At 72.5% G+C, this 15,444-nt stretch carries 12 protein-coding genes and 1 pseudogene; 6 read left to right on the forward strand and 7 right to left on the reverse strand.

Translation table 11 applies throughout. From position 1 onward, the window contains the following. Positions 1-8: 8 nt before the first annotated feature. From ACZ4YL_RS05550 to ACZ4YL_RS05560, 3 genes and pseudogenes are all read right to left on the reverse strand, one after another. Positions 9-1,283, reverse strand: coding sequence for an NAD(P)/FAD-dependent oxidoreductase (locus ACZ4YL_RS05550; RefSeq protein WP_468113942.1), 1,275 nt, complete (start codon positions 1,281-1,283; stop codon positions 9-11). Positions 1,284-1,376: 93 nt separating this feature from the next. Beyond that, positions 1,377-2,702: a deoxyguanosinetriphosphate triphosphohydrolase gene (locus ACZ4YL_RS05555; RefSeq protein ID WP_468113943.1), complete on the reverse strand. Its 1,326-nt coding sequence runs from the start codon at positions 2,700-2,702 to the stop codon at positions 1,377-1,379. Positions 2,703-2,738: 36 nt separating this feature from the next. After that, positions 2,739-3,601 (reverse strand): annotated as a pseudogene (locus ACZ4YL_RS05560) (sirohydrochlorin chelatase). A 206-nt stretch (positions 3,602-3,807) separates the two neighbouring features. Between ACZ4YL_RS05560 and ACZ4YL_RS05565 the strand changes: the two are divergent. The 6 genes from ACZ4YL_RS05565 (at position 3,808) to ACZ4YL_RS05590 (ending at position 9,312) form a co-directional block, all read left to right on the forward strand. Then, entirely contained in the window at positions 3,808-4,515 is a 708-nt protein-coding gene (locus ACZ4YL_RS05565; RefSeq protein WP_468114098.1) for a SanA/YdcF family protein, read from the forward strand. 28 nt (positions 4,516-4,543) lie between these two features. After that, positions 4,544-5,353 carry a glucose 1-dehydrogenase gene (locus tag ACZ4YL_RS05570; protein ID WP_468113945.1) on the forward strand — a complete coding sequence of 270 codons (810 nt, stop codon included), beginning with the start codon at positions 4,544-4,546 and terminating at the stop codon, positions 5,351-5,353. A 39-nt stretch (positions 5,354-5,392) separates the two neighbouring features. Continuing rightward, positions 5,393-5,638, forward strand: coding sequence for a hypothetical protein (locus tag ACZ4YL_RS05575; RefSeq protein ID WP_468113947.1), 246 nt, complete (start codon positions 5,393-5,395; stop codon positions 5,636-5,638). A 46-nt stretch (positions 5,639-5,684) separates the two neighbouring features. Continuing rightward, positions 5,685-7,778 (forward strand): molybdopterin oxidoreductase family protein, encoded by a 2,094-nt coding sequence (locus ACZ4YL_RS05580; RefSeq protein ID WP_468113949.1) that lies wholly within the window; start codon positions 5,685-5,687, stop codon positions 7,776-7,778. Positions 7,779-7,924: 146 nt separating this feature from the next. Further along, on the forward strand, positions 7,925-8,143 hold the full coding sequence (locus tag ACZ4YL_RS05585) for a hypothetical protein (RefSeq protein ID WP_468113951.1): 219 nt from the start codon (positions 7,925-7,927) through the stop codon (positions 8,141-8,143). Between the two features lie 56 nt (positions 8,144-8,199). Beyond that, positions 8,200-9,312, forward strand: coding sequence for an RNA polymerase sigma factor (locus ACZ4YL_RS05590; RefSeq protein ID WP_468113953.1), 1,113 nt, complete (start codon positions 8,200-8,202; stop codon positions 9,310-9,312). Positions 9,313-9,370: 58 nt separating this feature from the next. On the opposite strand, the gene ACZ4YL_RS05595 is transcribed toward ACZ4YL_RS05590, so the two are convergent. From ACZ4YL_RS05595 to ACZ4YL_RS05610, 4 genes are all read right to left on the reverse strand, one after another. Then, the gene (locus ACZ4YL_RS05595) at positions 9,371-9,892 is read right to left on the reverse strand and encodes a GNAT family N-acetyltransferase (RefSeq protein WP_468113954.1); all 522 of its coding nucleotides are present in this window, start codon (positions 9,890-9,892) and stop codon (positions 9,371-9,373) included. 297 nt (positions 9,893-10,189) lie between these two features. Then, positions 10,190-12,112, reverse strand: a complete 1,923-nt coding sequence (locus ACZ4YL_RS05600; RefSeq protein WP_468113956.1) for an ABC transporter ATP-binding protein — start codon at positions 12,110-12,112, stop codon at positions 10,190-10,192. After that, a complete protein-coding gene (locus ACZ4YL_RS05605; protein WP_468113958.1) occupies positions 12,109-13,842 on the reverse strand; it encodes an ABC transporter ATP-binding protein in 1,734 nt (577 codons plus the stop codon). Before ACZ4YL_RS05605 ends, ACZ4YL_RS05600 begins: the two co-directional genes overlap by 4 nt. A 144-nt stretch (positions 13,843-13,986) precedes the next feature. Beyond that, positions 13,987-15,435 (reverse strand): FGGY family carbohydrate kinase, encoded by a 1,449-nt coding sequence (locus tag ACZ4YL_RS05610; RefSeq protein ID WP_468113960.1) that lies wholly within the window; start codon positions 15,433-15,435, stop codon positions 13,987-13,989. Positions 15,436-15,444: the final 9 nt, after the last annotated feature.

Genomic DNA, 15,444 nt, shown 5'->3' on the forward strand with positions numbered 1-15,444 from the left:
CAATCCGGTCAGGCCCCCTCGGCCCGCACCAGGGAGTCAAGCGGAACGGATGGGTCCGCGAGCGCCTCGCGGTTGACCGGGGACTTCGACCTGATCAGGGCCTGGATGTGCTCGGTGACATCCCACACATTCACGTTCATCCCGGCCAGGACCCGCCCCTCCGACAGCCAGAAAGCGATGAACTCCCGCTTGCCCGCGTCCCCGCGGATCAGCACCTGGTCGTAGCCGCCCGCCGGCGCGTACCCCGCGTACTCCAGGCCCACGTCGTACTGGTCCGAGAAGAAGTACGGCACCCGGTCGTAGCGGACCTCCTGGCCCAGCATGGCCCGCGCGGCGGCCGGGCCGCCGTTCAGCGCGTTGGCCCAGTGCTCGACCCGCAGCCGGGCCCCGAGCACCGGGTGGTGGGCGGCGGCCACGTCCCCGACCGCGTAGACGTCCGGGTCGTTGGTGCGCAGGGAGGAGTCCACCGCGATCCCGCCGCCGTGCTCCCGGTCGACCAGCGCCAGCCCGGCGGTCTCGGCGAGCGCGGTCCGCGGGGCGGCCCCGATCGCGGAGAGCACCGCGTGCGCCGGGTGCTCCTCCCCGTCGTCGGTACGGGCGGCCAGCACCATGCCGTCGTGGCCCACGATCTCGGTCAGCCGCGCCCCGAAGTGGAACCGCACCCCGTGATCGGCGTGCAGGTCCGCGAAGAGCCGGCCGATCTCCGGGCCGAGGACCGCGTGCAGCGGCGTGGCCTCCGGCTCGACGACGGTGACCTCGGCACCGTAGCCGCGGGCCGCGGCGGCCACCTCCAGCCCGATCCACCCGGCGCCCGCGATGAGCAGGTGCCCGTTGTCCCGGCCGAGCCCGGCCAGTACGCCCTTCAGCCGTTCGGCGTGCGCCAGGCGCCGCAGGTGGTGCACCCCGGCCAGGCCGGTGCCGGGGATGTCCAGGCGGCGCGGCTCGGCGCCCGTGGCCAGCAGCAGCTTGTCGTAGTACAGGACGGTGCCGTCGCCCAGGACCACCTTCTTGGCGTCCCGGTCGAGGTGGACGGCGGGCTGGCCGAGGTGCAGCTCGACGTCGGCGGCCGCGTACCAGGACGGCTCGTGGACGAAGACGCTCTCCCGGTCGTCCTTGCCGGTCAGGTAGCCCTTGGACAGCGGGGGGCGTTCGTAGGGATGGTCGCGCTCGTCGCCGATCAGGATCACCCGCCCCGTGAACCCCTCGGACCTCAGCGTTTCGGCCGCCTTTGCCCCGGCGAGCCCTGCGCCGACGATGACGAATGTCCGGTGTGCGTCGACCACCTGATGCCTCCTCATAACCTCTCCGCCACATGCGAGCACATGCGAGCGTCCCGCACCGAGCCTGCCGCGTGAAGGGGGAGTGGCTCGATCAGCTCACCTTTCGGCGCGTCGGCCGCGCCGGGTGAGGCGTGCGTGAAGGGAACGGGCGGATGCGTCGGTGAGGCACGCGATCTGGTCGATGACCGCCCTTTTCCTCGCCTTGTCGTCCTGGGCCGCGTCGAAGATCGCCCGGAACTGCGGGTCCAGTCCCTCGGGCGCGCGGGCGCTCAGCGCCTCCGCGAGTTCGGCCAGGACGATGCGCTGGTCGGCACGGATCCGTTCCTGCTCGTCGCGCTGCATCACGTACAGGTCGGCGACCGCCTTGAGCACCGCGCACTCGTTGCGCGCCTCGCGCGGGATCACCAGTTCGGCACCGTACCGGGTGAGGCGGCCGGAGCCGTACGCCTCCCGGGTGGCCCCCTCGGCGGCCAGGCAGAACCGGCCGATCAGCTGGCTCGTGGCGTCCTTCAGCCGGGACTGGGCGACGGCCGAACCGTCGTACCCGTGCGGCCACCACTCCTGCTCCATCAAACGGTCGAGGGCGGCCCGCAGCTCCTCCGGCGCGGTGTCGGCGGGGACGTACCGGCCGATGGCCACCTGCCAGATCGCCGTGCGCTCGGGTTCGGCGTAGAGCATGTTGGGGTCGAGGTGGCCGGCGTGCAGGCCGTCCTCGAAGTCGTGGACGGAGTACGCGACGTCGTCCGCCCAGTCCATGACCTGGGCCTCGAAGCACTTGCGGTCCGCGGGCGCGCCGCGGCGCAGCCAGGCGAACACCGGCAGGTCGTCCTCGTACGCGCCGAACTTCACCGAGCCGGGGTCGGTGGGGTGGTCCCCGCGGGCCCACGGGTACTTGGTGGCGGCGTCCAGGCAGGCCCGGGTGAGGTTGAGGCCGACGCTGACGAGCTCCCCGCTCGCCGGATCGGGCACGAACCGCTTGGGCTCCAGGCGGGTCAGCAGGCGCAGCGACTGGGCGTTGCCCTCGAAGCCGCCGCAGTCCTTGGCGAACTCGTTGAGCGCCTCCTCGCCGTTGTGGCCGAAAGGCGGGTGGCCCATGTCGTGGGAGAGGCAGGCGGCTTCGACGAGGTCGGGGTCGCAGCCGAGCGCGGCACCGAGCTCCCGCCCGACCTGGGCGCACTCCAGCGAGTGGGTGAGGCGGGTACGGGGACTCGCGTCCCAGTCGTAGGAACGGCTGCCGGGGGTGACGACCTGGGTCTTCCCGGCGAGGCGGCGCAGCGCGGCCGAGTGCAGCACACGGGCGCGGTCGCGCTGGAAGGCGGTCCGGCCGGGCCGTTTGTCGGGCTCGGCGGCCCAGCGCTCGGTGTCGGCCGCGCCGTAGAGGTCGCGGTGGTCGTCGGTGAGGGCGTGCGTGGTGCCTTCCATGCAGAGACGGTAACCGGAACAACTGACAAACCGGGATCAGGCGGAGACGAGTTCCGGCCCGATCGGCAGGACACCCCCTACGGGCAGCGCGCGGGCCTCGTCGTAGCGGTGCAGCAGCAGCCGGGCCAGGGCCGGGTGATCGCCCAGCGGTGCGGCGGCGGGGCCGGGTGCCGCCGCGGCGGTCTGGGTGGCGAACCGGCCGGGAGCGGCGAAGTACGAGGCCACGGCGATCCGGTGGTGACCGCGGGCGGCGAGGGCCCGGACCGCCTCGGGCGCGCTCGGCGCGGCGGCGGAGGCGTAGGCGGGGGTCACCGGGACGCCGCCGAGGCGTTCGGAGAGCTGGGCGGCGGTGCGGCGGGTGTCGGCCGCCGAGTCGGGGTCGCGGGAACCGGCGGCGGCCAGCACGACGGCCGAACCGGGGGCCGGGGTCCAGCCGGTCTCCAGGAGCCGCTCGTACAGGGCCTCGACGAGCAGCGGGTGCGGGCCCAGCGGGGCGGCGACACGGGTGAGAAGGTGGCCGGCCCGGGCGGCGGCCGCCGGGAGATCACGCTTGACGTGGTATCCGCGGCCGAGCAGCAGCGGGACGAGCACGGCCGAGCCGGACAGCCCGTCCAGGGTGTCGTCGAGCAGCGGCTCGTTCAGCTCGACGTGGCCGAGCCGGACGTCGAGCCGGGGGCGGAGTTCGCGGACCCGTTCGAGGAGGGCGAGGGCGGTGTGCAGGGCGCGCGGGTCACGGCTGCCGTGGGCCACTGCGACGAGGGTGGGCTGCATGGGCGGACTCCGGGTCGGCGCAGGCCGCTGAGCTGGGTGCCCAGCTGGAGGGTGATGCGGCCGAGCAGCTCGGCCGTGCTGTCGAAGGGGAGGGCGGGAAACTCGGGAGGGTGCACCGGCTCCGTCATGAACCGATCCTCCGCGCCGGAGGTTGCCGCCGCGTTGCGCGGGGATGACGGGTCTTTGCCGTGTGCTCACAGGGCGCCCGGCGCGGCTGTTCGGAGCCGGCGCGGCCGGCGGCGTACCTGCCGGAGATCGGGGGCCGGGCGAACCGCGCGGCCCCGGTACGCGTCCTGACCAGCGGACGAGCAGCCGAGACACCAGGGGATGGATGATGCGCCGACCGCGCCTGCCGAGAGTCGAGTGGAGCCGGGCGGTGGCGGCGCTGCGCAGCGTACGGACCCGGCGGCGGGCGGTGCAGGCCGTCATGGCGGGCTGCGTGCTGGCGCTGCTGCCCTCGGCATGGATGCACGCGGTGGCCGCCGACCGGCTGCGGACCACGGCCGACGCGCCCGCCGCCGAGGTGGCCGTGGTGTTCGGCGCGGGCCTGTTGGGGAGCCGGCCGACCCCGTACCTCGCCGACCGGCTCGACGCCGCCGCCGAGCTGTACCGCACCGGCAAGGTCAAGGTCGTGCTGGTCACCGGGGACAACAGCCGCACCGAGTACGACGAACCCGACGCGATGCGCACGTACCTCACCGCGCACGGGGTGCCGGACGGGCGGATCGTCAGCGACTACGCGGGCTTCGACACCTGGGACTCCTGCGTGCGGGCCAAGGAGATCTTCGGCGTGGAGCGGGCCGTGCTGGTCACCCAGGGCTTCCACATCCGCCGGGCCGTCGCCCTGTGCCAGGCGGCGGGCCTGGAGTCGTACGGCGTCGGGGTCGCCGACGTGCACGACGCCACCTGGTACTACGGCGAGACCCGCGAGGTCTTCGCGGCGGGCAAGGCGGCGCTGGACGCGGCCTTCAAGCCCGCCCCGCGCTTCCTGGGGCCGAAGGAGGAAGGGGTGTCGCAGGCCCTGGCCGCTCTGGCAGACTGACGCGGCGCCGGTTATGCCGATTAGTCATATGCCGGTCAGTCCGTACGAGCGTCAGGGGTGTGGAACCGTGGCTGTTGTGGATCTGAGCGGCAAGGTCGTCGTCATCACCGGTGGAGCCCGGGGCCTCGGCGCCGCGGCCGCGCAGGCCGTCGTGGACGGCGGCGGCCGGGTGCTGATCACCGACGTGCTGGAGGCGGAGGGCGCCGAGACGGCCGCGAAGCTCGGCGGCGCGGCGCGATTCCTGCGGCACGACGTGACCAGCGAGGCGGACTGGCAGGCGGCACTGGACCACGCGGTCGCCGAGTTCGGCCGCATCGACGGCCTGGTGAACAACGCGGGCATCTCCACCGGCCAGTTCCTGGAGCACGAGAGCGTCGAGCACTTCCGCCAGGTCATCGAGATCAACCTGGTCGGCGTGTTCATCGGCATCAAGACCGCGATCCCGCTGCTGCGCGCGAACGGCGGCGGGTCCGTCGTCAACATCTCCTCCGCCGCCGGCCTGACCGGCCTCGCGCTCACCGCCGGGTACGGGGCCTCCAAGTGGGGCGTGCGCGGCCTGTCGAAGATCGGCGCGGTGGAACTCGCCGAGGCGGGGATCCGCGTCAACTCCGTCCACCCCGGCATGACCCTGACCCCGATGACCGCCCCGATCGGCATCCGGGCGGGCGAGGGCAACTACCCCGGCGCCCCGCTCGGCCGCGTCGGCGTCCCCGAGGAGATCGCCGCGGCGATCGCCTTCCTGCTCTCCGACGCCGCCGGCTACATGACGGGCGCCGAACTCGCCGTCGACGGCGGCTGGACCGCCGGCCTGACGGTGAAGTACCTGACCGGACAGTGACCCACCCCTGCGCCCCCGGCGGGACGGCTGCACATTCGCGTGCCGCCGGCGGCGTGCGACTGCCGCGACGACTTCTGCCAGAGCTTCCACACCCACCGGCATCCGCCCGGCACGCCGTACGGTCCCGGTCACCGCATGGTCGCCCTCGACCCGGGCAACGGGTTCCTGAACCTCGACGTCGTCGACGGCCGGATCGTGTACGTCGAACCCGTCGACCGCCCGCCGCTGCGCCGGGCCTCACCGCAGCCGTCCGGCGGCGCTGAGGCGGAGCACCCGGACTTGTAACGCGCAGCGGCGGCCGGCGTAACACCGCCGACCCACGCTGGACCGTATGCACACCTCCGACTCCGTCACCGACACGCACTGCCCCTACTGCGCCCTGCAGTGCGGGATGAGGCTGCGCCCCGAACCGGGCGGCGCCACCGTGGCGGTGGAGGAGCGGGCCGACTTCCCCGTCAACCGGGGCGCGCTGTGCGGCAAGGGCCGCACCGCCCCCGCCGTGCTCTCCTCCCGGGTGCGCCTGACCCGGCCGCTCGTCCGCACCCACGCCGGGCTGCTGGAGCCGGCCACCTGGGAGGAGGCCCTCGACGCCGTCGCCGAGGGGCTCGCCCGCACCGGCCGCACGTACGGCCCCGACGCCGTCGGGGTCTTCGGCGGCGGCGGGCTCACCAACGAGAAGGCCTACGCGCTCGGCAAGTTCGCCCGCGTCGCCCTGCGCACCTCGCAGATCGACTACAACGGCCGCTTCTGCATGTCCTCCGCCGCCGCCGCCCACCAGCGGGCCTTCGGGCTCGACCGCGGGCTGCCCTTCCCGCTGGCGGACATCCCGCGCACCGGCTGCGTGATCCTCGTCGGCTCGAACCTGGCCGAGACCATGCCGCCCGCCCTGCGCTACCTCACGGAGCTGCGGGCCAACGGCGGCACCCTGATCGTCATCGACCCGCGCCGCACCCGCACCGCCGAACAGGCCGACCTGCACCTCGCCCCGCGCCCCGGCACCGACCTGGCCCTCGCGCTCGGCCTGCTGCACCTGATCGTCGCGGAAGGCCGGACCGACGAGGAGTTCATCGCCGCCCGCACCACCGGCTGGGAGGAGACCCGGGCCGCCGCGATGGCCCACTGGCCGGAGCTGGTGGAGCGCATCACCGGGATACCGGTCCCCAGGCTCCGCGAGGCCGTGGCGATGTTCTGCGCCCCGGAATCCGCCATGATCCTCACCGCCCGGGGCCCCGAGCAGCAGTCCAAGGGCACCGACACCGTCGGCGCCTGGATCAACCTGTGCCTGGCCACCGGCCGGGCCGGCCGCCCGCTGTCCGGCTACGGCTGCCTCACCGGGCAGGGCAACGGCCAGGGCGGCCGCGAGCACGGCCAGAAGGCCGACCAGCTCCCCGGCTACCGCAAGCTCACCGACCCGGCGGCCCGCGCCCACGTCGCCGGGGTCTGGGGCGTCGACCCCGACAGCCTCCCCGGCCCGGGCCGCAGCGCCTACGAACTCCTCGACGCCCTCGGTACGGACGTGAAGGCACTGCTACTGATGGGCTCCAACCCGGTGGTGTCCGCCCCCCGCGCCGGACACGTCGAGGACCGCATCCGCTCCCTGGACTTCCTCGCCGTGGCCGACGTCGTCCTCTCCGAGACCGCGGCCCTCGCGGACGTGGTCCTCCCGGTCACCCAGTGGGCGGAGGAGAGCGGCACCACCACCAACCTGGAGGGCCGCGTCCTGCTGCGCCGCCGGGCGCTGACCCCGCCGCCGGGGGTCCGCAGCGACCTGGACGTCCTGCACGGACTCGCCGCCCGCCTGGGCGTCGAGAAGGGCTTCCCCACCGAGCCGGAGGAGGTCTTCGAGGAACTGCGCCGCGCCTCGGCCGGCGGCCCCGCGGACTACTCGGGCATCACCTACGCCCGGATCGAGGCCGAACAGGGCGTCTTCTGGCCCTGCCCGGCAGGCCCTGAAGGCACCGAAGACCCCCCGGGCACCGAGCGGCTCTTCCTGGACCGCTTCGCCACCGACGACGGCCGGGCCCGCTTCGCCCCCGTCTCCCACCGCGACGCCGCCGAGGTGCCCGACGCGGACTACCCGCTGCTGCTCACCACCGGCCGGGTGGTCGCCCAGTACCAGTCCGGGGCCCAGACCCGCCGGGTGGACGAGCTCAACGCGGCCGCCCCCGGCCCCTTCGTGGAACTCCACCCCCGGCTGGCCGCCCGGATCGGCGCGGTCGACGGCAGCCCCCTCGCCGTGACCTCCCGTCGCGGCCGGGCCGTCGCCCCGGCCCGCATCACCGACACCATCCGGGCGGACACGGTCTTCATGCCCTTCCACTGGCCGGGCGAGGGCCGCGCCAACACCCTGACCAACCCGGCCCTGGACCCCACGTCCCGCATGCCGGAGTTCAAAGTCTGCGCGGTCCGCGTCGAGCCGGCCTAGGTCCTGTCGTCAAAGTAGCCGCGGGCCCGACGCTACTTTGACGACAGGACCTAGTCCTCGATCCACCCGTCGTCCGCCGACAGGCCGCTGCCGTACAGCGCGAACTCCCGCTCCTGCGAACGGATTTCACCAGGAGCTCGTGGCCCGTGCGGTCCGGCAGGGTCGGCATCGGCTGGGACACCATCCGGCCGCGGGCCAGCAGGATGTGCGTGACCTTCAACTCCCGTGCCCCGGCCCAGGCGTCGAGGCGCGCCGGCTCGGCCGCGTCCGCGCAGCGCAACGTCACGTGGGTCTCGTACTCCGACATGGAGTCGATCATCTCGGACATGTGTCCGATCCGCATCGGGGTTCCCGCCGGCGGGTAACCATCCGGTCACGCACCGGACTCAGAAAGTGCTCGCACGCCCCTCGTGGCCGCGATGTGTCGTACCCCACACTGAGGTGCGGTGCCCCCGTCCTCGGAGCCCTGGAGGTCGCCCCCGTGCAGACCCGGACCCTGACCGTGAACGTGAGCGAGTCCTCGGAGGCCAAGGCCGTGGACGAAGAGCCCGAGGTACCGGAGCTGATCGAGCCGGTGCCCGTGCAGCGCAGGCGCAGCAGCACCGACAACGGAGGCGGAGCGGGACCGTCCGCCGACCTGTTCCGGCAGTACCTCCGCGAGATAGGCAGGATCCCGCTGCTCACCGCCGCCGAGGAGGTGGACCTCGCGCGACGCGTCGAAGCCGGCCTGTTCGCCGAGGAGAAGCTCGGCAGCACCCCCGACCTCGACTCCCAGCTCGCCCTCGACCTCGACAAGCTCGTCGTCATGGGGCGGATGGCCAAACGCCGGCTCATCGAGTCGAACCTGCGGCTCGTCGTCTCCGTCGCCAAGCGGTACGTGGGCCGCGGACTCACCATGCTCGACCTCGTGCAGGAGGGGAACCTCGGGCTGATCCGGGCCGTCGAGAAGTTCGACTACGCCCGCGGGTACAAGTTCTCCACCTACGCCACCTGGTGGATCCGGCAGGCGATGTCCCGGGCCCTCGCCGACCAGGCCCGGACCATCCGCGTGCCCGTCCACGTCGTCGAACTGATCAACCGGGTCGTCCGCGTGCAGCGCCGGATGCTCCAGGAGCGCGGGTACGAGCCCACGGCCGAAGAGGTGGCCGTCCACCTGGAGTTGACCCCCGAGCGGGTCCTGGAGGTGCTCCGCCTCGCCCAGGAGCCGGTCTCCCTGCACGCCCCCGTGGGCGAGGAGGACGACGTCGCGCTCGGCGACCTCATCGAGGACGGGGACGCCGCCTCGCCCGTGGAGTCGGCCGCCTTCTTCCTGCTGCGGGAACACCTCGAAGCCGTCCTGTCGACCCTCGGCGAGCGCGAACGCAAGGTCGTGCAGCTGCGGTACGGCCTCGCCGACGGGCGGCCCCGCACCCTGGAGGAGATCGGGCGGATCTTCGGCGTGACGCGCGAGCGGATCCGCCAGATCGAGTCCAAGACCCTCAACAAGCTTCGCGACCACGCCTTCGCCGACCAGCTCCGCGGCTACCTGGACTGACGGACCGACGGAATAGGGGGCGCCCCGCCAGGCGCCCCCACCCGTCGCTCGCCTACGGCTACGGCTGCCGCTGCGCGGGATCGTGCGGGTCGGACAGGCTCCGGCTCATCCAGACGTCGTCGACATAGGCCCCGTCCAGCAGGAACTCCTCGGGCAGGACGCCGACCACCGCGAAGCCGCACCGCCTGTAGAGCTGCTGCGCCGGCTCGTTGTGGCCGAGCACGCGCAGGTTCATGCGGCGGGCACCACCGGCCCGCGCGGCGGCGCAGACAGCCTCGACGAGGGCCTGCCCGACCCCGCTGCCACGGGCGGATTCGAGGACTGCCAGTCCCTGGATGTGCCGCACGTGCCGATTGGTTTCGAGGGGGCTGGCCGGGGCGTGGGCGATGTACCCGACGATCCTCTGCCCGCGTTCCGCGACGAGGTAGTTCTCCACGGGGTGCCGCTCGTCGAAGACGGCTGCGTCGGCCGGGCGTTCGGGCCCGGGTTTGCTCACGCGCGACCATGTCGAGCGGAACAGCTCCAGTATCTCGCGTTCGTCCTCCGCCCGAGCAGGGCGAATCACCACGTCCAATGCCATGCCCGTCATGCTAGTGCTGTGGCCGGAAAGGTTTGCCGGGTTGCGGCGTCCGGTGCATGGGGTCTCCCCAGGCCCGCAGGGCCTAGGGGAAGCATCGCAAGACGGAGGGCCGCGGCTCGTACTGGACGTACGTGCGCGGTCCGACAACCTGGGGGTCCCCCCGGACGGAGTCTGGGGGATGAGGTGCCGTGCCGGGCGTCGTAACCCGGTGAACCTTGCCGGTCACAGCACTAGGGGCACCCGGGTACGTCCCGTCCCCGGGTGCCCCTCCGCCGTGCGGCCCGCGAAGGAGACGGCCTAGTCGACCTCGGCCACCGCCTGCGCGAACTGCGCCGCGTACAGCCGCGCGTACGCGCCGCCCGAGGCCAGCAGCTCCTCGTGCGTGCCCTGCTCCACGATCGATCCGCTCTCCATCACCAGGATCACGTCCGCGTCGCGGATCGTGGAGAGCCGGTGCGCGATCACGAAGGACGTACGGCCGCGCGCGAGGCGCGCCATCGCCTTCTGGATCAGCACCTCGGTACGGGTGTCCACCGAGCTCGTCGCCTCGTCGAGCACCAGGATCACCGGCTCCGACAGGAACGCCCGGGCGATCGTGATCAGCTGCTTCTCGCCCGCGCTGACCCCCGCGCCCTCGTCGTCCAGCACGGTGTCGTAGCCGTCCGGCAGGGTGCGGATGAACCGGTCCGCGTGGGCGGCCCGCGCCGCCTCCTCTATCTCGGCGCGGGTGACCTCGCGCGAAGCACCGTAGGCGATGTTCTCCGCGATGGTGCCGCCGAACAGCCAGGTGTCCTGGAGCACCATGCCGATGCCGCCGCGCAGTTCCTCGCGGGTCATCTTCGCGATGTCCACCCCGTCGAGGGCGATCTCCCCGCCCGTGACCTCGTAGAACCGCATCAGCAGGTTGACCAGCGTGGTCTTTCCGGCGCCGGTCGGGCCCACGATCGCGACCGTGTGGCCCGGCTCGACCGTGAGCGAGAGGTTCTCGATCAGCGGCCTGTCCGGCTCGTAGCGGAACGCCACCTTGTCGAAGGTGACCTGACCGCGCAGCTCCTGCGGACGCTCCGGAACCTCGGCGTCCGGCTCCTGCTCCGCCGCATCCAGCAGCTCGTACACCCGCTCCGCCGAGGCGACACCGGACTGCACGAGGTTCGCCATCGAGGCGACCTGCGTCAGCGGCATCGAGAACTGCCGCGAGTACTGGATGAAGGCCTGCACGTCACCGATCGACAGGGTGCCGGAGGCGACCCGGAGCCCGCCGACGACGGCTATCAGCACGTAGTTGACGTTCGAGATGAAGAACATCACCGGCTGCATGATGCCGCTGACCAGCTGCGCCTTGAAGGAGGCCCGGTAGAGCGCCTCGTTCTGCTCGGCGAAGACGGCCGCGGACTCCTTCTGCCGGCCGAAGACCTTGACCAGGCTGTGGCCCGAGTACATCTCCTCGATGTGGGCGTTGAGCGCGCCGGTCGCCTTCCACTGCGCCACGAACTGCGGCTGCGACTTCTTGCCGATCTTCGCGGCGACGAACACCGACAGCGGTACGGTCACCAGCGCGACCAGCGCCAGCAGCGGCGAGATCCAGAACATCATCACGAGTACGCCGACGATGGTCAGCAGCGAGTTCAGCAGCTGGCCCATCGTCTGCTGGAGCGTCTGGCCGATGTTGTCGATGTCGTTCGTGGCCCGGCTCAGCACCTCGCCGCGCTTCTGCTGGTCGAAGTACGACAGCGGCAGCCGCGACAGCTTCGCCTGGAGCTCCTCGCGCATCCGGTAGACGGTGCCGTTCATGACGTGGTTCGACAGCCGTGTGGCGACCAGCATCAGCAGGCCGGCCAGGGTGAAGACCACCAGCGCCCAGATCGCGACGACCCCGACGGCACCGAAGTCGATGCCCTGCCCCGGGGTGAAGTCGGTACCGGCGAGCATGTCCGCCATACCGTCCTGGCCCCGGGCGCGCAGGCCGTCCAGCGCCTGTTCCTTGGTGGTCCCGGCCGGCATCTCGCGGCCGACGATCCCCGCGAACACCAGGTCGGTGGCCTCACCCAGGATCTTCGGGCCGACCACCGCGCAGCCGACGCTGCCGACGACGGCCGCGACCATGCCCCAGATCTTGGCCCGGTCGTACGCGAGCTGACGCAGCAGCCGCCTGCCCGAGCCCTTGAAGTCCATGGACCGCTGGGCCGGCCCCATCATCATCCGTCCTCCGGGCCCGCTCATGCGGCCTCCGCCTCCGTCAGCTGGGAGAGCACGATCTCCCGGTAGGTCTCGTTGCCGGCCATCAGCTCGTGGTGGCGTCCCTCACCCACGACCTGGCCCTCGTCCAGGACGATGATCCGGTCGGCGTCGCGGATCGTGGAGACCCGCTGGGCGACGATGACCACGGTCGCGTCCTCGGTCTCGCGGGCGAGCGCCGCGCGCAGCGCCGCGTCCGTCGCGTAGTCCAGGGCCGAGAAGGAGTCGTCGAAGAGGTAGATCTCCGGGCGCTGCACGAGCGTGCGGGCGATGGCCAGACGCTGGCGCTGGCCGCCGGAGACATTGGTTCCGCCCTGGCTGACGGGGGCGTCCAGGCCACCCTCCAGCGCGGAGACGAACTCCCTGGCCTGGGCCACCTCCAGCGCCTGCCAGAGCTCTTCGTCGCTCGCGTCCGGGCGCCCGTAGCGCAGGTTGGAGGCGATGGTCCCGGAGAACAGGTACGGCTTCTGCGGCACCATGCCGACCGTCCTGGCCAGCAGGTCCGGGTCGAGTACGCGGACGTCCTCCCCGTCGACGAGGACCTCGCCGCCGGTGGCGTCGAACAGGCGCGGGACCAGGCCCAGCAGCGTGGACTTGCCGCTTCCGGTGGAGCCGATGACCGCCGTGGTCTCGCCGGGGCGGGCCACCAGGTCCACCCCGCGCAGGACCGGGGCCTCGGCGCCCGGGTAGCGGAAGTCGGCGCCGCGCAGCTCCAGGCGGCCGCGGCGGGCGAGTTCGCGCACCGGGTCCTTGGGCGGCACCACGCTGGACTCGGTGTCCAGAACCTCCTGGATGCGCTCCCCGCAGACCTCGGCCCGCGGCACCATCATGAACATGAAGGTGGCCATCATCACGGCCATGACGATCTGCATCAGGTAGGCGAGGAAGGCCGTCAGCTGGCCGATCTCCATGCCGCCGCTGTCGACGCGCATCGCACCGAACCAGATGACGGCGACGCTGGAGATGTTCACGACCACGATGACCGTGGGGAACATGAAGGCCAGCAGTTTGCCGGCGGCCAGCGAGACACCGGTCAGGTCGGCGTTGGCCTCGCGGAAGCGGTCCTTCTCGTAGTCGTCGCGGACGAAGGCGCGGATCACCCGGTTGCCGGTGATCTGCTCGCGCAGGACCCGGTTCACGGTGTCCAGGCGCACCTGCATCCGGCGGAACAGAGGCCGCGTCCTGAAGACGATCGCGCCGACCGAGATCCCGAGCACAGGGACGACGGCGAGCAGCACGCCCGACAGCTTCACGTCGAGCGAGAGCGCCATGGCGATACCGCCGACGCACATGATGGGGGCCGAGACCATCAGGGTGAAGGTCATCAGCACCAGCATCTGGACCTGCTGGACGTCGTTCGTCGTACGGGTGATCAGCGACGGGGCACCGAACTGGCCGAGCTCCCGCGCCGAGAAGCTCTGCACGCGGTCGAAGATCGCGGCGCGGACGTCCCGGCCGAAGGCCGCGGCCGTGCGGGCACCGTAGTAGACGGCTCCGACGTTGCAGACGAGCTGGACGAGGGAGACGCCGAGCATCAGCGCGCCGAAGCGCAGGATGTAACCGGTGTCGCCGTTGACGACACCGTTGTCAATGATGTCGGCGTTGAGTGTGGGCAGGTAGAGGCTGGCGCTGGTCTGCAGCAGTTGCAGCAGGACCAGCACCGTGATGGGTTTCCGGTACGTACCCAGATGGGTCCGCAGAAGTCGTATGAGCACGCGCAGGCTCCGGTCGGCATGATCGAGGGGTTCAACCCATCTTGGGCCAACGGGCCCTGTGATCCCCACCGGATTTCGCAAAGGCCGGTCAAAAGGACCAGCCCGCCCCGACCCGCGACGTAGGCGCTGCCCGGCCGGCAGGACCTAGAACGCCCCGGGGTGGATCTGCTCCCGCGTCGCGATGTACTGCTGGCGCACCGCCTGCCACGCCGGGAACTCCTCGCCCGGCTCGAAGACCTGGGCCGCGGGGGCCGGCCAGACCGGCGGGGTGTGCGGGGCCAGGGTGCCCTGCGCCACACCGAGCGCCCAGGCCGCCTGGCGGGCCGCGCCCAGCGCCGCGTAGTCGGCCGGCGCCGGCACGACGACCTGCGTGCCGAACAGCCCGGGGGCCGCGGCCTGCACGGCGGGCAGCTCGGCCGCCGCGCCCAGCAGGAACACCCGGCGGATCTCGACCCCGCGCGAGCGCAGTACGTCCAGCGCGTCCACCAGCCCGCACAGCATGCCCTCGAAGGCGGCCCGGGCCAGGTGCTCCGGCTTCATCGAGTCCCGGCGCAGCCCGGACAGGGTGCCGGCGGCGTGCGGCAGGTTCGGGGTCCGCTCACCCTCCAGGTACGGCAGGAGTACGAGGCCGTGCGCGCCCGGCGTCGACTTCAGCGCGAGCTCGGACAGCCCCTCCAGATCGGTGCCGAGCAGCTCGGCGGTGCCGCGCAGCGCCCGTACGGCGTTGGAGGTGTTCACCACGGGCAGGTGCATGCCGCTGGCGTCGGCCAGCGAGGTGACCAGCCCGCCCGGCTCCGACACCGCCTCGTGGTGCACGGCCATCACCGAACCGGAGGCACCGAGCGAGACCACCGCGTCGCCGGGGCCCATCCCCAGCCCGAGCGCGGCGGCCATCGTCTCGCCGGTTCCGGCGGAGATCAGCAGCCCCTCGGGCGTGGTCCCGGCGGCATCGGCCGGGCCGAGCACCTCGGGCAGCAGCGCCCGGTGCCCGAGCGCCAGCTCGACCAGGTCGGGGCGCCAGGTTCCGGCGGCCGCCGACCAGTACCCGGTACCGGAGGCGCCGCCGCGGTCGGTGGTCCGGCGGGCCGGGCGGCCCAGCAGCTGCCAGACGAGCCAGTCGTGCGGGGACATCAGCACGGCGATCCGGCGGGCGGCCTCGGGCTCGTTGCGGGCCAGCCAGGCCAGCTTCGCGACCGGCTGCGCGGAGTGCGGGACCGAGCCCACCGCCTCGACCCAGCCGTGCCGGCCGCCGTAGGCGTCGATGAGGTCGGCGGCGGCGACCTGGCCGCGCTTGTCGTTGCCGACGAGGGCGGGGCGTACCAGAGCGCCCTGCGGGTCCAGCGGCAGCAGGCCGTGCTGCTGGGCGGAGACCCCTATGGCCTGGACCCCTTCGAGGAGCCCGCCGCCGGCGGCCTCGCCGAGCGAGAGCAGCCAGGCCTGCGGGTCGGTCTCGTGGGGATTCGCGCCTTCCGGTTCACCCGTGGGCTGTGGATGGGGTGCGTACCCCTGGCGCAGCACGGCGCCGGTCTCGGTGTCACAGACGACGATGCGTGTGAACGCGGAAGAGCTGTCCAGCCCGGCGACTATCCCCATGCGGTGAAT

It is taken from the genome of Streptomyces sp. NPDC030021, assembly GCF_055574035.1.